The sequence below is a fragment of the Blautia ammoniilytica genome (assembly GCF_025566965.1).
GTDB classification, from domain to species: domain Bacteria; phylum Bacillota; class Clostridia; order Lachnospirales; family Lachnospiraceae; genus Blautia_A; species Blautia_A ammoniilytica.
In genome coordinates, this window is the sequence record NZ_JAOQJL010000013.1 from 45864 (window position 1) to 68918 (window position 23055).

Consider the following 23055-nt stretch of genomic DNA (forward strand, 5'->3'; position numbering starts at 1 on the left):
GAATGAATGCTTAAGACGATATTTTCCCTGCCGGCGGATGTATACAAAAACCGCCGGCTGGTTATGAAACTGGCTAAAAATGATTTTAAGACCAGATACGCAGGTTCCTATTTTGGAACCTTCTGGGCATTTGTGCAGCCCATTGTTACCATTATGGTGTACTGGTTTGTATTTTCTGTTGGCTTCCGCCAGAATACAGATGGGATCGGGATTCCTTTTGTACTGTATCTGGTAGCTGGGATTGTTCCCTGGTTCTTTTTCCAGGATGCCCTAGTAGGCGGGACCAACGCTCTTCTTGAATATAATTACCTTGTAAAAAAAGTCGTTTTTAACATCAGTGTGCTTCCTGTTGTGAAGATCATTTCCGCACTGTTTGTACACGGCTTTTTCGTGGTCTTTACAATTATTTTGTATGCCTTCTATGGAAGATTTCCGGACTGGTATTATCTGCAGATCCTGTATTACAGTATTTGTGTATTTATATTGTCCTTAAGCCTGGTTTACATTAGCTGTGCAGTGGTGGTATTTTTCCGTGACCTGACCCAGATCATCAACATCGGCCTGCAGGTAGGCGTATGGCTTACACCCATTATGTGGGTGGCAGATACAGCTTTGAAGGACCATCCGCTGATCCAGAAGATCCTTCAGCTGAACCCTATGTACTATATTGTTTCCGGTTACAGGGATGCATTTGTTGTAAAACGGTGGTTTTTTGAAAGACCATTATGGACCTTATATTTCTGGCTCTTTACCCTGGTTTGTTTCTGCTTCGGAAACTGGGTATTTAAAAGACTGCGGATCCATTTCGCAGACGTACTATAGAAAGGAATCAACCTGTTTTGAGTGATAAAAATGTGATTTCAGTCCAGCATTTATCAAAAATGTATAAGCTGTATGACAAGCCCTCTGACCGTCTGAAAGAGTCTCTTGGCTTGTCCAGAAAGAAAAAATACAGGGAGCATTATGCCCTTCATGATGTGAATTTTAATATTCACGAAGGAGAATGTGTAGGGATCATCGGAGTGAACGGTTCCGGGAAGTCCACGATCCTTAAGATCATCACAGGAGTGCTGGCACCTACCACAGGGGAAGTGAAGGTCAATGGACGTATTTCTGCCCTTCTGGAGCTGGGAGCCGGTTTTAATATGGAATATTCCGGGCTTGAGAATGTGTATCTGAACGGTACCATGATCGGCTTTTCTGAGGAAGAGATCGACGCAAAGCTGGATGATATCCTTGCTTTTGCAGATATCGGAGATTATATCCATCAGCCGGTGAAAACCTATTCCAGCGGTATGTTTGTACGTCTTGCCTTTGCAGTTGCCATCAATATCGATCCTGAGATCCTGATTGTAGATGAGGCACTGTCTGTTGGTGATGTATTTTTCCAGGCAAAATGCTATCATAAATTTGAAGAGTTTAAGAAACAGGGAAAAACCATTCTTTTCGTTACCCATGACTTAAGCAGCGTGTCCAAATATTGTGACCGTGTGATCCTTCTTAACAAAGGTGTTAAGCTGGATGAAGGCTCACCAAAGGAAATGGTGGATCTGTACAAGCAGCTGCTGGTAGGACAGGAGCCTGTGAAACAAAAAACAGATGGGGGCGAGGACCTTGCAAAAGCAGCCGTAGCGTCCATCAGCCATGAACATTTTCTGCCAAATCCTAATACTCTGGAGTATGGGGACAAGCAGGCGGAGATCGTGGATTTTGCAATTAAGGATGACAAGGGGATGTTCACCAATACCATAGAAAAGGGAAGCACCTTCCAGATCCTTATGAAGGTTCGATTTAATGAGCAGATCCAGGAGCCGATCATGGCTTATACCTTTAAGAATATTAGGGGAACAGAGCTGACAGGCACCAACACCCTTTTTGAGAAAGCAGAAGTGCCGGAGCCTGCTCCTGGAGGATGCTGCACAGTTACCTTTACACAGAAAATGGATCTGCAGGGTGGGGAATATCTTCTGTCCTTTGGCTGTACCGGCTATAAGGACGGGGAATTCAAGGTGTTCCACAGATTGTATGATGCGTGCAATATTACTGTTATTTCTGCCAAGAATACGGTAGGCTTTTTTGATATGAATTCGACTGTAACGGTTCAGGAGGATGATATATGAGGAAGATCGGTAATGTGATCCTGGATGATACCTGCTATCAGGGCAGGGATTTATATACAGATGGTGCTATTGAGGATGAAATGCTGGAGATCGCCAGAAATGTAAGCCCAGACAGATTTAATAAGGTGATCGGGGAAAAGAAAAGCTGGCCCATTCTCTATCATTTTTCACATATCAGAGAGAATATCCTTAGCTGGATGCCTTTTACAGGCAAGGAAAAGGTGCTGGAGATCGGTTCCGGATGCGGTGCTGTTACAGGTGCCCTTCTTGGCGGAGCAGGTGAAGTGACTTGTATCGATCTGTCCATGAAGCGCAGTGAGATCAATGCGTGGAGACACAGAGACAGTGAGAAGCTGAAGATTCTTGTGGGAAATTTTCAGGATGTGGAGAAGAAACTGACAGAGAAATACGATTATATTACTTTGATCGGTGTATTTGAATATGGAGAGGCCTATATCCAGAGCCAGGATCCTTATGTGGATTTCCTGAAGATTATCCGAAAGCATCTGAAGCCAGATGGGAAGATCGTGATCGCCATTGAGAACCGTTTTGGTTTGAAGTACTGGGCTGGATGTACAGAAGACCATTTTGGTACTTTATTTGAAGGAATCCAGGGGTATCCATCCACAAAGGGCGTAAAGACCTTTACTGTAAAAGAACTGAAAAAGATCTTCCAGGAAGCAGGCGGCTTTGAAAGTACCTGGTATTATCCATTCCCGGATTATAAATTCCCTATGACCATTTATTCAGACAGAAGACTGCCAAGGCGTGGGGAACTGAATCGTACAGAATATAATTTTGACAGGCTGCGTATGGAACTTTTTCAGGAATCAGCAGTGTATGATTCCATTTTGGATAATGATCTGTATCCTCAGTTTGCCAATTCCTTCCTGGTAGTGATCGGGCAGGATAAATTTGAAACAGAGACAGCCTATATCAAGTATTCCAATGAAAGAGATCCAAGATTTAATATCCTTACCCAGATCTGCCAGAAACCAGATGGCAGCCGTTATGTACAGAAGCTTCCGACTGGGTCAAAAGCAGAAGCTCATGTAAGTAATATTTATGATAAAGGACAGGCTTTAGCCCCACTTTTTGAAAAAGAAAAGCTTTATGTCAACTCCTGCGAAAAAGTATCATATGGGGTAAAACTGGAATATCTGGAAGGAATTTCCCTGGAGGAGAAACTGGATACACTTCTAAAAGAAGGACAGTTAGATGAGGCAGAAAGCCTTTTATTTACTTATCTTCATAAGGCAGAACGGCTTTACGGCAGCCAGGATTTTAAGAAATCACCGGAGTTTATACAGGTGTTTGGCCAGGCTGGGCTTCCAGAAGGCTTAAAGGGCGGCAGGCTTGCAGATATTGATCTGGTTCCGGCCAATATCCTTCTTGGAAAAGGCAAGGACTGGGTGCTGGATTACGAGTGGACCTTTGATTTTTGCGTGCCTGCACACTTTATTATGTATCGTATGCTTCATTATTATCTGGAAAGTGACGGAAAGCGTCATGTGCTGAAAAACAGAGACCTTTATGAAAAGGCTGGGATCAGCCGGGAAGAACAGGAAATATATGCGAAGATGGAGCAGCATTTCCAGAAATACATGGTCGGAAAGCATATCCCTATGCTGTCTCTGTATGATGAGATTTCTCCAGGCAAGCTGGATGTGAAGGAATATTATGACAGGATCCGGGGCTGTGGAGATGAGAGAAAGCTTCAGGTATTTTTCGACAGGGGACAGGATTTTCAGGAAAGAGACTCTTTTAAGTATCCTATGACCAGGAGAGGGCTATGTATTGATATCCCTGTACCTGCAGGCACAAGACGGATGCGTCTTGATCCTGGTGAAGTGCCGGGAGGTTTTAAAATCTGCAGGATCCGGTGGAGAGATCTGGGAAAGGCAGCCTTCCATACCAATGGGTTTGCACTTGGTGATCACTGCTACTATTTCGGCGGCGGAGATCCGCAGATCATTTTGGAAAATGTGCCAAGGGAAGCAGAGATCCTCACCCTGGAGCTGGAGGCCTTAAAGGAACAAGAAGCAGTAAAGGAATTCTGGAGCAGATTTGCACGGGAAGAAAATGAAAAAAATGCTCAGATCCAGGATCTGAAGGCTCAGCTGAAGCAAAAAGAAGCCCAGATCCATGAAATGGAAAATACAAAGGCATGGAAGTTATACAGAAAGCTGAAGCCGGAAGGAAAAGGGGCTTCATCAAAGAAGCAGGAGTAACCGGATGGAACAGTTAGTGTGGAGTGTAGATGACCGTAAATACCAGGAGAAGAATGAAAAATCCCTGATTCTGGAAGGGTGGGCCTTTCAAAGGGACTGCCAGCCCTTACGTTTCCTTCTTACAGATCCGGCAGGGGAGCAGCTCCCGATGGAGGAGCCGGTGCGCTTTGCCAGACCGGATGTGGAAGCCGGATATCCGGAGACATCAGGGACAAAGCAATGCGGTTTTACAATAAGGATCCCCAATGCAGAAGCGCTTGTAAAGAAGCATGAAAAGCTGAGGCTTGTGGTCACAGATGGAAAAGAAAAAGCCATTTTGTGGGAAACAGATTCACAGCAGCTTTATGATTTTTGTAAGGATCAGATGATGGAGGTACACATAGACCGACAGGAGGTGCTGTACCGTACCATGATCGCTGCAGAAGGCTGGGTACTTTGCCAGAAAGGTACTGACCGGATCCTGCTTCAGGACGGTAAGGGGAATCCGGTACCCTTGAAGCTGAGCCGTGGACGCAGGCCGGATGTGGTGGAAAGTCTGGCGCTTGGCACAGAATATAAAGAAAAAGAACTGGGATTTCAGATCAGCGGCAAACTGGCAGATGTGGCCGGAGGCAGGCTGGTGTTGGTTTTCATTGGGAATACAGGCAGGGAAGAGATCCGAAAACAAGTGGAAATCGACCTGAAAAAGCTTCAGGCGGAAAATTCACCTGCCGGCAGGCGTAAAAAGGTGCTGGCCTGGGAAAATCGGAAAGAGAATCTGGAATGCCTGCGAAAGAAGGGAATCCGTGGATTTTTGAAATATGTGGATGCAAAAGCCGGAATCGTGACCGGAGACTATGAGCAGTGGCTGATGCGTCACAAAGCCGGGAGAAAAGAGCTGATGGCCCAGCGGAAAACCCATTTTCCTTATGAACCTAAGATCAGTATTGTGATCCCTCTTTATAATACACCATTACCTTATCTGAAGGAGGCGGTGGATTCTATCGTAAAGCAAACCTACAAGAACTGGCAGCTTTGCCTGGCGGACGGAAGTACAGGAGATGAGCTTACCAGTTATATTCATAAGCATTATGGCAGGAATCCAAGAATCTGCTATAAAAAACTGGAAAAGAACGGCGGTATTTCAGAGAATACTAATGCGGCAGTAAAAATGGCTAAAGGGGATTATATCCTTCTTGCAGACCATGACGATGTGGTAGCACCGGATGCACTTTTTCATATTGTAAAGGCCATCAATGAAAGTATTCAAAAAGGTGATCGTCCGGCAGATGCACTGTACACTGATGAAGATAAGATCAGTATGGATGGTGCCCATTATTTTGAACCAAATTTTAAGCCGGATTACAATCTTTTCCGTTTAAGGGAGAATAATTATATTTGTCACATTTTTGTGGTAAAGAAAGAATTGTTAAAGCAGGTTGGACTTTTTTCATCAGATTATGATGGAGCACAGGATTATGACCTGATCTTGCGGTGCTGCGAAAAGGCGGAAAACATAGTGCACATTCCAAGGGTACTGTATCATTGGAGGTGTCATATGGAGTCTACAGCAGCAGATCCTGCAAGTAAGGTTTATGCCTATGAAGCAGGGAAAAGAGCACTGGAAGCACATTACAAAAGAATGGGGATCCAGGCAGAAGTGGAGATGACAAAGAGGCCAGGCTGGTACAGAAGCCAGGTGAAGATAAAGGGACAGCCCTTGATCTCCATTATCATACCAAATAAAGATCATGTAAAGGATCTGGAACTGTGTCTTTCTTCTATTGATAAGAAAAGTACCTACCGAAATTTTGAAGTACTGGTTGTGGAAAATAACAGCAACCATCCGGAAACCTTTGAATATTATGAGAAAATGACCCGAAAGTATTCTTTTGTAAGGCTTCTCACATGGAAAGAAGGTTTTAATTTTTCTGCTATCAATAATTTTGCAGCAGCCCTGGCGAATGGGGAATATTTCCTATTTCTGAACAACGACGTGGAGGTGCTTACTCCCAACTGGATCCAGGAAATGCTGATGCTTTGTCAGCAGAAGGACGTAGGCGCGGCAGGGGCAAAGCTGTTTTACCCAGATGATACCATCCAGCATGCAGGTGTGGTGATCGGCCTGGGAGGCATTGCAGGACATATTTTCTGCAGGGCGTCCGGCAGTGCAGATGGCTATATGGGACGATTGGTAAGCGTACAGGAATACAGCGCAGTGACAGCTGCCTGTATGCTGGTTAAGAAAGAGGATTTTCTGCTGGTAGATGGTTTTGATCCGGAATTTGTAGTTGCATTTAATGATATTGATTTCTGCATGAAGCTTGGACAGCATAAGAAAAAGGTAGTATTTACGCCTTACGCACAGCTGTATCATTACGAGTCTAAGTCCAGAGGCATGGAGGATACACCGGAGAAGCAGCTTCGCTTTAAGAAAGAAACCCTGCTTTTTGAGAAAAAATGGGGAAAAGAGCTGGCCAAAGGAGATCCTTATTATAGCCCGAATTTATCAGTGACAGAAGGAGACTGTTCCTTAAGAGAGGTTTAAAATGTATAAGGAAATATTTGAGGTAACGAAAGAACGGTTCCATTTACAGGATCCTACACGGTATGTTCTGCAGGGAACCTGGCCCAAAGAAGGAAAAATGCTGGCTTTTCTGGATAACAGCCAGTTAAAGGCAGATATCCAGAAGCTGGAGATCGTTAGCGCCATGGAGCGCTTCAAGGATCCAGACAGGATCCGGGGAGAACGGATCACAGCAACGATACAGCTTCCACAGGATCTGAAGGGCTACCATAAGCTGAAGATCTATGCAGACACACCAGATAAAAAGGAATTGTGGTTTTCCATTCCGGTGAAGGATCTGGAGAAAAAAAGAGGAAAGCCACAGTATTATATGGAAGAGGAAAAGGTGCAGGCAGGCTGTGTCCGTTTAAGGGGCTGGACCATTGCTGACGGACCGGTTTCGGTCCATATTTTTGATGAAAACAAAAAGCCTGTCCAGGCAGATATCCAAAGGACTGCACGGGTGGATGTGGAACAGCTTTATGAGGAAGCAAAGGATCCTGGAAAAACAGGGTTTTTTGCAGAAATAACCGGTTTTTCCGGTAAAGTAATGTATCTGGTTTTTGAGTGTAAAGGCAAAAAGTCAGTTTATGTAGTGCATCTGCAAAAACCGGTGATCCTGGCAAATAAGGTGGAAAAATATGCGAAAAAGGGCATGAAATATTTGAAATATCAAGGCCCTGCTGCGTTATGGAATAAGACAGTATCTAAGGTGAAAACTGTTTCCACCAGGGAAATCCCTTATTCTAAATGGATCGAGAGGCATCTTCCCACAAAGGGAGAACTGGAAAAGGAGCGACGGACAAAATTTGATTTCCAGCCAATGATCTCTATTGTGGTTCCTGCTTACAAAACACCGGAAAAATATCTGCGCAGACTGGCAGAATGTGTAAAAGAGCAGACATATCCTAACTGGCAGCTTTGTATCTCTGATGGAAGCGGGGCAGATTCCCCTATCAGGAAGCTGCTGCAGGAGCTGGCAGCCCAGGATGAAAGGATCAAGGTCGTTTTCAGTGAAAAGCCCTTGCAGATTTCTGAAAATACCAATCAGGCGCTGGCAGTTGCACAAGGAGATTTCATTGCTTTTGCAGACCATGATGACGAATTGACTCCTCATGCGTTGTTTTCCTGTGTAAAGGCGTTAAATGAACATCCGGGAATACGGGTGCTTTATTCTGACGAAGATAAAATGTCCATGGATGGGCACAAATTTTTTCAGCCTCATTTTAAGCCGGATTATAACCCGGATCTTCTTTGTACAGTCAATTACATCTGCCATTTATTTGTGGTGAAGCGTGAGCTGCTGGATCAGGTTGGTATGCTTCGCAGTGCTTATGACGGGGCACAGGACTACGATTTTGTATTCCGGTGTGTGGAGGCAGTGAAGGACCAGGAGATTTATCATATCCCTAAGATTCTGTATCACTGGAGATGCCATGAGGACTCTACAGCAGAGAATCCGGAAAGCAAAGGCTATGCTTTTGAAGCCGGGAAGAGGGCCATTGAAGCTCATTATGAACGTATCGGCATTTCGGCACAGGTATTTCCCGGAGAATTTCCTGGACTTTACCGTACCAGGTTCCTTCGGGACAGGGATCCGTTGATCTCTATCATCATTCCTAATAAAGATCATATTGATGATCTGAAACGGTGTATGAATGCCATTGACAGTAAATCTACTTATAAGAACTATGAGTATGTGATTGTTGAAAACAACAGTACAGATCCGGCTACCTTCCAGTACTATAAAGATCTGGAAAAGGAAAATCCAAAGGCTCGTGTGGTGTACTGGGATGGTCCATTTAATTTCTCAGCGATCAATAACTTTGGGGCAAAGTATGCAAGAGGAGAATATTTCCTGCTTCTGAATAATGATACGGAGATCATTAACCCGGATTGTCTGGAAGAATTGCTTGGCTATTGTATGCGTTCGGATGTAGGTGGTGTAGGCGCAAGACTTTACTATGAGGACGATACCATCCAGCATGCAGGAGTGGTGATCGGCTTTGGCGGGATTGCAGGACACTGCTTTGTGATGCAGCCAAGAGGGACTACAGGCTATTGCCACAGGATCATCTGTGCCCAGGATTACAGTGCTGTTACAGCAGCCTGTATGATGGTAAAAAAAGAAGCCTTTGAAAAGGTGGGCGGTTTAAGCGAAGATCTGGCAGTTGCATTTAATGATATTGATTTCTGCCTGAAACTGCGGAAGGCCGGTTATCTGATCGTATACAATCCTTATGCAGAGCTGTATCATTATGAGTCAAAATCAAGAGGCCTTGAGGACACACCTGAAAAGGTGGCCAGATTTAACAGGGAAATGGCTGTGTTTGAGAAAAAATGGCCGGAGATCCTTCGTGACGGAGATCCCTACTACAATCCAAATCTTACTTTAAAGAGCCAGGATTTTTCCCTGAAGAGGATTTAAATGATATGAAAAAACTTATAAATAAAATAAGCCGGGAGCAGAAGACAAGACTTCTGCTCCTGCTGGTATTGTTTGTCAGCGGCCTGATCGTTTACAGAAATTACATTTTCGGAAATGAGTTGCTGGTGTTCAGCGATGTAGGGGGAGATACCCTGGAGCAGTATACCATGCATTATGCAACCATAGTCAATCATCTTCGTGAAGGAAATTTTTCTCTGTGGGATTTTAACAATGGCTTTGGAATCAGTATGTTTAACCTGAATCTGTTTGACCCGTCCCTGATGGTGCTGTATGCCCTGGGAGTGATCCTTGGACCTGCACACATGCTGTTTTTCCTGGTATGGATACAGATCGGAAGGATTCTGGCAGCAGGCTGGGTTTTTTACTGGTTCCTGTCAGAATTTTCCTTTAGCAGGCAGAGCAAATTTATATTCAGCTTTGCCTATGGACTTAGTGGTTATCTTCTTGTTTGGGGACAGCATTACCAGTTTGGAATGGTAACGGTGTATTTTCCACTATTACTTTTATTCTGCGAGAAATTTTTAAGAAAAGAGAAAAAATGGAAGCTGTTTCCGATAATGGTATTTTTTTGTGGGATCTATAGTGTGTATTTCACATATATGTGCTTGGCGGGAACCGGACTGTATCTTCTGTTCCGGGTAATCTCACTGAATGGGCTTACCATCCGGCAGAGGATGGGGAAATTTGCAGGCGGCTGTCTGCTTATGCTGTTGGGACTTGGGATGAGCTTTGCAGTTTTTCTTCCTATGGCATCCATTCTTTTAAATGTAACATCCAGAGTGGAGCAGAAGAGGACCCTGGCAGATCTTTTAAAAAGGTGTTTTACCCTGAATAAGCAGGAATATTATGAAACCCTTCTGCTTCGTCCTTTTTCCACGAATTTCCAGAATCTGCAGGAACTGGGAGACAAGAAATACTATGGCTTCTGGAATTATTATGAGGATCCGGTGCTGTTTGTTTCTGTTCTGGCAGTTTTCCTGGTAGTGCAGTTTCTGCTTTTGTTCTGGAAAAGCAATGAGACAAAGCGTACCAGAAGGACTGCTTATGGTGCAGCCTTGTTTATGTTGCTTCTGATGATCTTTCCTGTAGGCGGTTATGCCTTTAATGCTTTTGCTACGGTTACATACAGATATACTTTCCTGCTGCTCCCTATGATTCTTCTGGCAGCAGCCTGGACCTGGGATTATCTGAAAAAGGGCGGCAGAGCCAGCATTATAGGTGTGGTTCTGGTTTGTATCTTTATGTATAAAGCCTGCAGGATGGGCTATGAGGACAGTCTTTTTGCTGAATACAGACAGAACGCAGTGATCACGGCTGTAACCGGAACAGTAATGGCAGTTGTACTTTTGCTGGTGAACCGGTTGAAAGTAAAAGGGGAGCAGGTGCTTTTTAGCCTTTTGGCACTGGCTATGGCTGCGAATGTGATCTGTGAGGGAACTGTTGGCTATGAAGACAGAATGTCCCTGAAAAAAGAGGATACACCGGCAGAAACAGTGGTGCAGGTAACGGATGATTATCTTGAGAAGATCGTTGAGGATCCGTCCGAGCAGCAGGCAAGAGATTTTATTGACAAGCCCCAGGCATATTTCCGGGAGCTTTACAGTCAGGACATCCAGGACATTCTGGGATTTTTAAGGGAAACAGACAAAAGCTTTTACCGGGTGGAAAAGGACTTTTCGTCTGCGACGATTTCCATGGATTCCCTGGCTCAGGGGTACAGAGGGGTCAGCACCTATAATTCTGTAATGAACAGCAATGTAAAGGATTTTGTAAACACCTGTATCCCAAGCTTTTATTATGCAGACCGGAACAGGTATACCTTTTGGGATAATGCTATGAACAACTGGTTTGCAGCCTTTACAGGGGTAAGATACCTGATCTCCAAGAATAGCAGCCTGGATAGCAGCAAATATACGCTGATCCGTCAGTTTGGCAGTATGTATCTGTATCAAAATGTACGGGAAAGCGATGTGGCAAGGTTTTATGATGAAACGGTATCAGAAAGCAGCCTGCGGGAAGCGGATAAAAAGATCCGGAAGAAGTTTTTAAGTAATGCCATTGTGCTGGAGGATGGAGAAGACAGGGAAAGTGCGGCAGGCCTTGGAAAATCCCAGGCAAAGAAGGAATCAAAGGTTGTGCTGGATGCCCCTCAGAAGGACACACTGGTAACAGGCAGTATCCAAGCGGCTTCAGATGGATATGTACTTTTTATGATTCCTTATGAGGATGGATGGAGCCTTAAGATCGATGGAGAAGACACAAAGCTGCAGAAAGGGGACTTAGGCTTCCTTGCATGTAAAGTAAAAGAAGGAAATCATGCCCTTACCCTTACTTATCATGCACCATTGCTGAAAGAAGGAATCCTGCTAAGTCTGGCATTCTGGATTATCTATCTTATGTTTACTGTATATACATTTTTTGTTCATAGAAAAGACACAATTATATGATAACTATTAGATATCCGAATTGAATATGTATAAAGTTGTAGCGCATAGGTAGCATCATTTCATGATGCGTAAAAGAGAATCCGGTGTGAATCCGGAACGATGCCGTCACTGTGTAAGGGAGCTGCTTCAGAGCCCACTGGGAGACCGGGAAGGGGAAGCAGTGTAGAACGAAGTCAGGAGAACTGCCTTTGCGTGGGATTGTGGATCTGCGGGACACAGAACCAGTATTCTCATAACATTATATGATCATATAGTTTACTGTCGGTATACTTCTGCGAAGAGGGAGAAGCATCTGACAAAAGGAACGAATGTGTTGATGAGAAGCATTGCGGTCGCAGAAATGTGACCGCTGTTTTTATGCATAGTTCGTCCGGAAATACGAAAAAAAGAGGAAAAAATAATGAAGCGCAAAACAATTATGGCACTGATCCTGTCTGTATCTATGGCAGCAAGCATGACATGTGCAGCAACAGCAGCATTTGCAGAGACAGAAGACGCAGCAGAGGCAACAGACGACACAGAAGCAGCAGACGACGCAGAAGCAACAGACGACGCAGAAGCAGCAGACGATGCAGAGGAAACAGATGATGCATCTGCTGAGGACGCAGACCAGGAGGCAGCAGATAAAGTGGCAGCTCTTATTGATGCGATCTACGTACAGGAGAGAACAGACGATACAGATGCACAGTGCACAGAAGCAAAAGAAGCATGGGATGCACTGACAGATGCACAGAAGGAACTGGTAGAGGGAGAAGAGGCAAGCCCTGAGTATTTCGGAAGAGATACAGGAGACGCTTCCAAGGATGATCCGAGAAACCAGGATGAGATCGGTGAGAATGAGCTTCTGGTTGTAAGCTTTGGTACTTCTTTTAATGATAGCCGTGCACAGGATATCAAGGGTATCGAGGATGCACTTCAGGAAGCATATCCGGACTGGTCTGTAAGAAGGGCATTTACAGCTCAGATCATCATCAACCATGTACAGGCAAGAGATGATGAGCATATCGATAATATGCAGCAGGCACTTGACCGTGCAGTTGCAAACGGAGTTAAGAATCTGGTTGTACAGCCTACACACCTGATGCATGGCGCAGAGTATGATGAGATGACAGCTGCTATTGAGGAATATAAAGACAAATTCGAGTCTGTAGCTATTGCAGAGCCAATGCTGGGTGAGGTTGGAGAAGATGCTACAGTGATCAATGAGGATAAAGAAGCTGTAGCAAAAGCTATCACAGATGAGGCTGTAAAGACTGCAGATTATGACAGCATGGAAGCTGCTGCTGAAGATGGTACAGCTTTCGTATTTATGGGTCATGGAACATCCCATACAGCAAATGTTACTTACGACCAGATGCAGACACAGATGGAGAACCTTGGATTTACAAACGCATTCATCGGTACTGTAGAGGGTGAGCCGGAAGACACAGCATGCGATGCTGTAATCGCTAAAGTAAAAGATGCTGGTTTCAAGAAAGTGATTCTTCGTCCGCTGATGGTTGTTGCAGGTGATCATGCAAACAATGATATGGCTGGAGATGACGACGATTCCTGGAAGAGCATGTTTGAGGCATCCGGAGAATTTGACAGCGTAGACTGCCAGATCGAAGGACTTGGAAGAATCGATGCAGTAGAACAGCTGTATGTAGAGCATACAAAAGCAGCTATCGACAGCTTAGCAAAATAAACGGACATGTGGCCATTTGACCACATCATCATAAAGGAGAAAAGAAAGTTATGAAGCGTTCATTAGCCATTTTAGTATCAGCATTAAGTATTTCTGCTATGACAGTTCCTATGACACTGCCGGTATGGGCAGAGGCAGCAGACACCAAAGAAGAAGCATCCGATACACAGGATCTGGAGGATGGAGTTTACATTGTTGACTTTAATACAGACAGCAGCATGTTCCACACAAATGAGGCATGCGAGGGCAAAGGCCAGCTTACTGTAGAAGACGGCAAAATGACCCTTCATATCTCTCTTGTATCCAAGAACATTGTGAATCTTTTCCCAGGGCTTGCTGAGGATGCACAGAAGGATGACGCAGAGCTGCTTCAGCCTACCACAGATACGGTTACCTATAAGGATGGTTTATCAGATGAAGTGTATGGCTTTGATGTTCCTGTAGAGGCTCTTGATCAGGATTTTGACCTTGCTATTATCGGTACTAAGGGCAAATGGTATGATCATACAGTAAGCGTAAGCAATCCGGAGGAGATGAATGACGATAACAAGCTTCCTGTAGAAGTTGCTGAAGATGAGGCAGAAGATACCGAGAATGCAGCTGAAGATACCGAGGATGCAGAATAATCATTAAGCAGATATATCCACCATATATGAAAGCCAGCCGATCGCGTTTCGGCTGGCTTTTATCTCTGTCGAGAAGACTCCCACCTCTTTCAGGTGGTGAGTAACAGCTCGATTTGAATATGGTGGATATATTTGCTTTATTATGCATCCTTTATTGATTAAACAGGCGCAGGGGATTTACACTTTTGCACCTTGATATCAGGACTTGATGATCTTGATCATTTTGATAAACAACAGAAGAAGGATCAGGAATGCCACGCCTCCGATCACTGCATAAGGCACGTAGGAGGTGGACTGGGAATAGGCCTTTGCGGCTTCCATATTCGCCTGTCCGTTGGTATAAAGAGAGGTGTCCTGTTCCTGTTCCGGCTCCATTACAGCAGTACCAACCTGAACGCCGCTGTAGAAGTAAGTGCGGTTCACCTGGTCGCCTGCCGGTGTATCCTGAACAGTCAGGCTGTCCTCTGAGGCACCGGCAGGTACGATCACCTGTCCTCCGGACATCAGGGAAAAATCATCCTGACCTAAGGTAAGAAGCTGGAAATTGGAAAATCCGTAATCCAGAAGAGTGATGGCTTCATCATCTGTCTGGCCGGAGGCACCTTTTAAAATAACGCAGATCAATGTAACATCATTGCGCTGTGCACTGCATACAAGTGTGCTTTGGGAAGCTTCTGTAAATCCTTCCTTGCCGCCAAGACAGCCCTGGTAGTAAGCATCTGAACTGTTGTTGGTCATGGTGAACTTGCTGGTAAGTGACCTGGCTCCACCGGATACATTGGTCGCCGGAATGGTGTAGGTATTCGCACTGGCAATAGGAGAAAAGGAAGGATTCTCTGTAGCTGCCTTCATGATCAAGGCCATATCATGGGCTGTGGTATGCTGATTCTCATCAGGAAGCCCGGTAGGGTTGGTGAATACTGTGTTGGTACAGCCAAGCTGGGCAGCTCTGGTATTCATCATGGCAACAAAGTTTTCAACGGATCCGCCGACATGCTCTGCAACCTGAAGGGCAATATCGTTGGCAGAGGCAACCATGATGGCATACAGGCATTGTTCCATGGTAAAAACTTCATCCAGCTGTGCGGAAATATTGGCCCCTCCATCGGTAACACCGGAAACGCCGGTAGCAGTCATGGTCACTTCATCTGTAAGATTGCTGTTCTCTAAAGCAAGAAGACAGGTCATGATCTTGACGGTGCTCCCGGGATAAAGAACCTCATCCATATTCTTGGCGTACAGGGTAGTACCGGTGCTGTCTTCAAGGATCACAGCGGCTTCGGAAGTGATCTCAGGCCCTTGGGGCCATCCTGAAATCTGGTTGGTGGTGATACTTGAGGCAGCAGTATCTGTAGCAGCCTCTTCTGCAAAGGCAGGGCTTCCCAGGATCAGGGAAGCAGACAGCCCGGCAGAGAGCAGAAGGGAAAAAACAGTCCGTTTTCTGCTGGGGGATTTCTTTTGCTTTTTCATTGTATAGATTATCTCCTGTTATATTTTTATCTCAGTCGAGAAGACTCACACCTCTTTCAGGTGGTGAGTAACAGCTCGATTTGAATATTTGTCAGCTGTTTCAGACGATTACAGCTTAATATTTTTATCATAGCATATCTGTAATCAGAAATAGTATATCACATTTACTCCATTTCTTGCAAAAAATATAGTAGAATGTTAAAATGTACAGTAATAATAAAACAGAGGAAAGAAAATATGAGTAAACAAAAATCGTCAGGGATGAAGATCCAATGGGGACGTCTGCTGAAGAAGCTGTCTCCCTATACCATCCAGAAAGGGCTTCGCTATCTGAAGCATTATGGCCCCAGGGAATTCTGGATCCGTCTTCACGAACGGTTTGAGCCTGAGGAGGTTCCGTATGGACCCTGGTATGAAGCATATATTCCGGATGAGACCGTGCTGGAGAAGCAGAGAAAGCATACTTTTGCCTATGCACCTAAGATCAGTGTAGTAGTACCTGCTTACCGTACACCGTCTGTCTTTTTAAAACAGATGCTGGAGTCAGTCCTTGCACAGACTTATGCCAACTGGGAGCTTTGCATTGCTAACGGCAGCCCTGAGGACAAAGAGATGTGCCAGATCCTGGATGGATATCAGGCGCAGGATCCGAGGATCCGCTGGCAGCCATTGAAGGCCAACCTGGGGATCGCAGAAAATACAAATGCCGCTTTTGAAATGGCACAGGGCGACTATATCGGACTGATGGATCATGATGATCTGCTGGCTCCCAATGCTTTGTTTGAAGTGGTGCAGGCTCTCAATACAGATCCCAGACCAGAGGTTGTATATACAGACGAAGATAAGGTTACCATGGATCTGAAGGAGCATTTTCAGCCTCATCTGAAGCCGGATTTTAACCTGGATCTTTTACGCTCTAATAATTATATCTGTCATTTTTTTACTGTATCCCGGGCTATTGTGGAGAAGGTTGGCGGATTTCGCAGGGAATACGATGGTGCCCAGGATTATGATTTTATTTTCCGATGTGTGGAGGCAGCAGGCTGTGTGGCACATGTACCGGAGATTTTATATCACTGGAGGACACATAAAGCATCTACTGCTGACAATCCTGCAAGTAAGATGTATGCCTTTGATGCAGGCAAACGGGCGATTGAGGCTCACCTTGAAAGAACCGGGACACAGGGTGTGGTAAGCCATACCAAGGATCTGGGCTTCTACAGAGTGCAGTACCCGGTACAGGGTTCTCCCCTTGTGTCTGTGATCATTCCCAATAAGGATGAAAAGGATACGCTTCAGGCCTGTATCCGGTCTATCCGTGAGAATACCTCTTATAAACATTATGAGATCCTGATCGTTGAGAATAACAGTACCACAGATGAGATTTTTGAATATTATAAGCAGCTGTCAAAGGAGCCGGATGTAAGGATCCTGCGTTGGAATGGAGTTTTCAATTATTCAGCTATTAATGATTTTGGAGCAAAAAATGCCAGAGGGGATTACTTCCTTTTCCTGAATAATGACATTACAGTGATCACACCGGATTGGATGGAGGAAATGCTAGGCATCTGTCAGAGGCGGGAAGTGGGAGCCGTAGGCGTGAAGCTTCTTTATCCGGATAATACCATCCAGCATGCAGGCTGTGTGGTAGGTATGGGAGGCATTGCAGGCCATTTGTTTGTAGATATGCCGGCTGAGAGAACAGGATATCTGCATAAAGCATCCATTCTTCAGGACATGAGTGCAGTGACGGCAGCCTGCATGATGGTAAAAAGAGATGCCTTTGAAAAGGCTGGCGGTTTTACAAAGGAACTTGCGGTAGCTTTTAATGATGTGGATCTTTGTTTGAAAATACGCAGGGAAGGATACCTGGTGGTGTACGATCCTTATGCAAAGCTTTATCATATGGAGTCCAAAACAAGAGGCCTGGAGGACAGTAAAGACAAAGTAAGGCGCTTTCAGACCGAGATCGAATATATGAGAAGCCACTGGATCCAGATCCTGAAAAAAGGGGATCCTTATTACAATAAGAATCTGTCTCTTACAAAGTGGAATTATTCCCTGAAACCACTTCCGGGGATGAAGAACAGGAAAGGGCAATAAGGAGGAATACATGCAGGAAGTTGAAGTTTCAGTGGTAATACCCAATTATAATGGGATGGCATATCTGGATGGTGTATTGTCAAGTCTGGAATGCCAGACATTCCGGGATTTTGAGGTGATCCTGGTGGATAATGGTTCTGCTGACGGAAGTACATCCTTTGCAGCAACCGGTTATCCCTGGGTCCGGGTGATCGAGCTTCCGGATAATTATGGGTTCAGCCGTGCGGTCAATGAAGGGATAAGGGCCTCCGCAGCAAAATATGTGCTGCTTTTGAATAATGATACAGAAGTTGAAAAGGATTTTGTAAATGAGATGCTGTCTGCCATCAAAAGGCATAGCAATGCTTTTTCCTGTGCAGGCAAAATGGTTCAGTTTAATGACCGGGACAAGCTGGATGACGCAGGCAATTATTATTGTGCGCTTGGCTGGGCTTTTGCAAGAGGAAAGGGCAAGAGTATCCATACTTATGATCAGGAGGAGCAGGTGTTTGCTACCTGTGCCGGAGCTGCCATTTACAGAAGGGAATTCCTGGATAAGACCGGATATTTTGATGAAGAGCATTTTGCATATCTGGAGGATCTGGATGTGTGCTACCGTGCAAGGATCATGGGCTATGAGAACTGGTATGCACCAAAGGCAGTGGTCTACCATGTAGGCAGCGGCACCAGCGGTTCCAGGTATAATCAGTTCAAAACAAGATATTCATCAAGAAATAATATTTATCTGATTTATAAAAATATGCCGATTCTGCAGATCATTCTGAATCTTCCTTTTATGATCCCGGGCTTTGTGGTAAAGATCCTGTTTTTTACCTTAAAAGGTATGGGACGGGAATATCTGGCAGGGATCAAGAATGGTTTCCAGATCAGCAAGAAAGACCGTAAAGTACGTTTTTCCATAAAGAATCTGCCAAATTATCTGAAGATACAACTGGAATTATGGGTAAACATCATACGCAGGTTCCGTGGATAAATAAGGGAAAACTTAACTGCTTCGTAACTGTTCGGTATCCTCACCGTTACTATCTGCTGAATAGTTATCCTTTTTCATGAAATTTTTATAAATTGTATTTCAAGATTTTATTGCAATTATGTTGCATCTATTATAAGATAAGTAGAGCGAAAAAATGAGGTGACAGGAATTGATTAAGGACAACCAGAAAAATTTCAGTCTTCTCCATGTGGCAATAGATGCCTGTATGATTATCCTGGCGTATATTTTTGCCTGGGCATTACGATTTATAGGCCCCTTTGCAGCGACAGCAGTGCGTACCCGATCCTTTGAACAGTACATGTTCGCACTGCTTTTTATTGTTCCGGCATACCTGATGATGTATCATGCATTTTCTCTTTATGAGCCAATGCGTATGCAGGGCAGGCGTCTTGTGCTTGCCAGTGTGATCAAGGCCAACACTCTTGGTATTCTTCTGACCACATTTGTACTGTATTATATTGAGGAAGGGGATATTTCCCGTTCCATGCTGATCATGTTTTACTGCATCAATATTTTCCTGGATTTTAGTGCCAGGATGGCAGTATATTATATCCTGCGCAACATGCGTAAGAAAGGCTTGAATCAGAAACAGGTGCTGCTTGTGGGATATAGCCGCGCAGCAGAAGAATACATTGACCGTATCCAACAAAATCCTCAGTGGGGTTATATTGTGCGGGGGATTCTGGATGACAACGTAGAAGCAGGTACTGTTTACAAAGGGATCAAAGTCATTGGAAGGATCGCAAACCTGATGGTGATACTGCCTGCAAACAGACTGGACGAGATTGCGATTACTCTTGGCCTTTCTGAGTATTACCGGCTGGAGCAGATCGTTGCCATGTGTGAGAAGTCAGGAGTTCATACCAAATTTATTCCGGACTACAGTACCATTATACCCACCAAGCCATATACAGAAGATATACTGGGACTTCCGGTGATCAATATACGTTATGTGCCGCTAAGCAACACTTTTAATGCAATGGTAAAGAGGATCATGGATGTTCTGGGCTCTATTGCAGCTATTATTGTTGCTTCTCCTGTGATGTTGCTGATGTGCATACTGATCAAGGCCACATCCAGGGGACCGCTGATCTATAAGCAGGAGCGGGTAGGGCTTCACAATAAGACATTCTGGATGTATAAGTTCAGATCCATGGAGGTACAGCCGGAGTCAGAAGAGAAGAAAGCCTGGACAGTGAAGAATGATCCCAGAGTTACCGGCATTGGTAAATTCATGAGACGAACAAGCATAGATGAGCTGCCCCAGCTGTTCAATATCCTGAAAGGGGATATGAGCCTGGTAGGCCCAAGGCCCGAGAGGCCTTTCTTTGTGGAGAAGTTCAGGGAAGAAATTCCCAGATATATGGTGAAGCACCAGGTACGTCCGGGACTGACCGGATGGGCACAGGTAAACGGCTACAGGGGAGATACATCCATCCGTAAAAGGATTGAGTGTGACTTATATTACATTGAGAACTGGACCGTTAGCTTTGATATCAAAATATTGTTCCTTACATTTTTTAAGGGATTTATTAATAAAAATGCATACTAACAGAGAATACTAAGGGATGCAGAATAACCAAGAAGGGAAAAGAGTATGGCAGGAAAAGGAAAAAAGAAGAAGAGAATCCTCTTCGCAATTGAGATCATTGTTCTTCTGCTGTTTATTGGCGGACTGTATGTGTATGGACAGATTTCAGCCAGGATGGACAAGCTTGTAAAGAACAAAGTAACAGAATCTTCCGGCGAACGGGCAGCTTTCGATGATTCTAAGATAGTTACTAATGATACAGCTCCCAAGATGACAGGCTACAGAACATATGCACTGTTCGGTATTGACCACAGATCTAAGAATGCTTCTTTGGGTTCTGAGAACAGCGATACCATGATCATTGCCAGCATTAACAATGATACACAGGAGGTACGTCTGGTATCTATTTACCGTGATACACTTCTGAATATTGGCAATGGTACTTATGCCAAGGCAAATGCAGCTTATGCATACGGTGGTCCGGAGCAGGCTATTTCCATGCTGAATACCAACCTGGATCTGAATATTACGGATTATGCTACTGTAGATTTTAATGCACTGACTGCAGCAGTGGACGCAGTTGGCGGCCTGGAGATCCCTCTTTCCTATGCAGAGATGGTTCATATGAACAGTTACTGTAAAGAAACATCAGAGGAAACAGATAAGGAATATACACCGGTAGAACTTCCGGATCCTAAGCCTGAAGATGAGGAAGCTATTTATAATATTTACCATTTGAATGGTGTGCAGGTTACTTCTTACTGCCGTATCCGCTATACAGCCAGCCTGGATATGGGACGTACAGAGCGTCAGCGTAAGGTGATTCAGATGTTGACCCAGAAGCTGAAGAAAGCCGGTCTGACTACTATTTTCAATATTATGGATGAGGTGTTCCCAATGGTGGAAACATCTCTTACCAAGACCGAGATCCTGAATATGATTCCAACACTTCTTGGATATCATGTGGATCAGACTACAGGTTTCCCGCTTAATTATAAGTTCTCCAATGTAAGAGGAAGTATTATTGTGGCGGATTCCCTGGAGTCCAATGTAAAGCAGCTTCATGAGTTCCTGTATGGTTCTTCCGAGAATTATACACCTTCACAGAATATTCTTGATGCAAGTGCCAAGATCATTGATATCGTAGGAGGCGCTGACAAGCTTCAGGATGAGGCTCCTGCAGTCAGTGAGGATGACGGCAGCGGAAATAATGAATTCTTCTGGCAGGATGACGGTAGCGGCGGCAATGCCTGGGATAACGGAAACGGCGGCTATTCGGATCCAAATAATGGAGGAACTACTGGCGGAGGAGACAGTTCCGGTGGTGGTGATAATGGCAGCACCGGCGGTGATTATGTAGATCCCGGCACCGGCGGAGATACTACCGGTGGAGGAGATACCAGCGGCGGCGGTAATACAGGCGGTGATTATGTGGATCCTGGAACCGGCGGTGGAGATACTACCGGCGGCGGAGATACTACCGGTGGAGGCAATACAGGCGGTGACTATGTAGATCCTGGCACCGGCGGAGATACTACCGGTGGAGGAGATGCCAGTGGCGGCGGTGATGTCAGCGGTGGAGGAGATACCAGCGGTGGAGATGCCGGCGGCGGTGATGTGATCCAGGATGATGTGATCGTTGATTATGAAAGCGTGGAAGGCGCTTAACAGATAAAGTAGGCTGTTGCATAAAGCATCTGCAGTGAATGAATATATATTCCTAAAAGGCAGTATATTATTCCTGACAAGTGTATTTATGCAGCAGCCCTTTTTATTTCAATTCAATGGGAAAGGAAAAAGAATGAAAAATGTAGATGTGATCATTCCCACGTACCATCCGGGAAAGGATTTTTATCAGCTTCTGAAAAGGCTGGATCAGCAGACCAGACCGATTCACAGAATACTTGTGATGAATACAGAAGAAAGCGGCTGGAAGCCGGAATGGGAAAAGGAGTTCAGCCAGCTGCAGGTTTACCATCTTCAAAAGTCTGACTTTGATCATGGCGGCACCAGGAAAAAGGCGGCAGAGCTGTCTTTGGCTGATTTTATGATCTTTATGACCCAGGACGCCCTTCCGGCAGATGAATACCTGGTGGAGCATCTTTTAAAGCCTCTTGAAGCAGATGAAAAGGTGGGGGCAGCATATGCAAGACAGCTGCCCAAACAGGACTGCCGCTTTATAGAATGCTATACCAGATCTTTTAATTATCCATCGGTTTCTTCTGTAAAATGGGAGAAGGATACAGGCATATACGGGATCAAGACATATTTTTGCTCCAATGTATGTGCAGCTTACAATAAGGAGATTTACAAAGAAGTAGGTGGATTCGTGGATCGGGCCATTTTTAATGAAGATATGATCTATGCAGGCAATATGGCTAAAAAAGGATATGGAATCGCATATCAGGCAGATGCCTGTGTGTACCATTCTCATAATTATTCCTGTAGCCAGCAGTTCCATAGAAATTTTGATCTGGGCGTGTCCCAGGCAGAGCATCCGGAGATCTTCGACTCTGTTCCTTCCGAAGGGGAGGGGATGAAGCTGGTAAAGCAGACTTTGGGTTATCTTCTGAAAAGCGGACATATATGGCTGATTCCGCAGCTGGTGCTCCAAAGTGGCAGCAAGTACCTGGGGTACAAAATGGGAAAGGGATATATAAAACTGTCGCCCAAAACGGTTCTTAAGTGCACAATGAATCGGGAATATTGGAAAAGAAAAGAATAGTTGGTTTCTGTCACTGTTTTTTTAAATATCCATCACAAATTAAACACATTTCATTGTTACACTTTTTTTATGTAATGATTACAGTGTCAAAAGGTCTGAACCCACTTGTGATTACGCAAGGACGGGG

Annotated in this window: 14 protein-coding genes and 1 riboswitch; of the genes, 13 read left to right on the top strand and 1 reads right to left on the bottom strand. The window is 44.7% G+C overall.

Annotation, left to right across the window (positions count from 1 at the left end; translation table 11 throughout):
- The first annotated feature begins 6 nt into the window (after positions 1-6).
- The 8 genes from OCV61_RS08150 to OCV61_RS08185 all read left to right on the top strand — a co-directional run bounded on the left by OCV61_RS08150 (position 7) and on the right by OCV61_RS08185 (position 14105).
- Complete coding sequence (locus OCV61_RS08150; protein ID WP_158421414.1) at positions 7-822, top strand: ABC transporter permease; 816 nt, start codon at positions 7-9, stop codon at positions 820-822.
- A 17-nt stretch (positions 823-839) separates the two neighbouring features.
- A complete protein-coding gene (locus tag OCV61_RS08155) occupies positions 840-2120 on the top strand; it encodes an ABC transporter ATP-binding protein (protein WP_158421415.1) in 1281 nt (426 codons plus the stop codon).
- Positions 2117-4351, top strand: coding sequence for a class I SAM-dependent methyltransferase (locus tag OCV61_RS08160; RefSeq protein ID WP_158421416.1), 2235 nt, complete (start codon positions 2117-2119; stop codon positions 4349-4351). Before OCV61_RS08155 ends, OCV61_RS08160 begins: the two co-directional genes overlap by 4 nt.
- Before the next feature lie 4 nt (positions 4352-4355).
- On the top strand, positions 4356-6878 hold the full coding sequence (locus OCV61_RS08165; protein WP_158421417.1) for a glycosyltransferase family 2 protein: 2523 nt from the start codon (positions 4356-4358) through the stop codon (positions 6876-6878).
- 1 nt (position 6879) lies between these two features.
- Positions 6880-9324: a glycosyltransferase family 2 protein gene (locus OCV61_RS08170; protein ID WP_158421418.1), complete on the top strand. Its 2445-nt coding sequence runs from the start codon at positions 6880-6882 to the stop codon at positions 9322-9324.
- Between the two features lie 5 nt (positions 9325-9329).
- Entirely contained in the window at positions 9330-11792 is a 2463-nt protein-coding gene (locus OCV61_RS08175; RefSeq protein ID WP_158421419.1) for a YfhO family protein, read from the top strand.
- Between the two features lie 29 nt (positions 11793-11821).
- A riboswitch (cobalamin riboswitch) is annotated at positions 11822-11996 on the top strand.
- A 196-nt stretch (positions 11997-12192) separates the two neighbouring features.
- Positions 12193-13479 (top strand): sirohydrochlorin cobaltochelatase, encoded by a 1287-nt coding sequence (locus OCV61_RS08180; protein WP_158421420.1) that lies wholly within the window; start codon positions 12193-12195, stop codon positions 13477-13479.
- A gap of 50 nt (positions 13480-13529) precedes the next feature.
- Positions 13530-14105 carry a hypothetical protein gene (locus OCV61_RS08185; protein ID WP_262582749.1) on the top strand — a complete coding sequence of 192 codons (576 nt, stop codon included), beginning with the start codon at positions 13530-13532 and terminating at the stop codon, positions 14103-14105.
- Positions 14106-14303: 198 nt separating this feature from the next.
- Here OCV61_RS08185 and OCV61_RS08190 read toward each other — a convergent pair whose 3' ends face one another.
- On the bottom strand, positions 14304-15575 hold the full coding sequence (locus OCV61_RS08190; protein WP_158421421.1) for a D-alanyl-D-alanine carboxypeptidase family protein: 1272 nt from the start codon (positions 15573-15575) through the stop codon (positions 14304-14306).
- Between the two features lie 237 nt (positions 15576-15812).
- On the opposite strand from OCV61_RS08190, the gene OCV61_RS08195 reads away from it, so the two are divergent.
- The 5 genes from OCV61_RS08195 (at position 15813) to OCV61_RS08215 (ending at position 22928) form a co-directional block, all read left to right on the top strand.
- Positions 15813-17678: a glycosyltransferase family 2 protein gene (locus OCV61_RS08195; RefSeq protein ID WP_158421422.1), complete on the top strand. Its 1866-nt coding sequence runs from the start codon at positions 15813-15815 to the stop codon at positions 17676-17678.
- Between the two features lie 10 nt (positions 17679-17688).
- Positions 17689-18651 carry a glycosyltransferase family 2 protein gene (locus OCV61_RS08200; protein ID WP_158421423.1) on the top strand — a complete coding sequence of 321 codons (963 nt, stop codon included), beginning with the start codon at positions 17689-17691 and terminating at the stop codon, positions 18649-18651.
- Between the two features lie 169 nt (positions 18652-18820).
- Positions 18821-20224 (top strand): undecaprenyl-phosphate glucose phosphotransferase, encoded by a 1404-nt coding sequence (locus OCV61_RS08205; RefSeq protein ID WP_158421424.1) that lies wholly within the window; start codon positions 18821-18823, stop codon positions 20222-20224.
- A gap of 45 nt (positions 20225-20269) precedes the next feature.
- On the top strand, positions 20270-21871 hold the full coding sequence (locus tag OCV61_RS08210) for an LCP family protein (protein ID WP_158421425.1): 1602 nt from the start codon (positions 20270-20272) through the stop codon (positions 21869-21871).
- Positions 21872-22004: 133 nt separating this feature from the next.
- On the top strand, positions 22005-22928 hold the full coding sequence (locus tag OCV61_RS08215; protein WP_158421426.1) for a glycosyltransferase family 2 protein: 924 nt from the start codon (positions 22005-22007) through the stop codon (positions 22926-22928).
- The last annotated feature ends 127 nt before the right edge of the window (positions 22929-23055 follow it).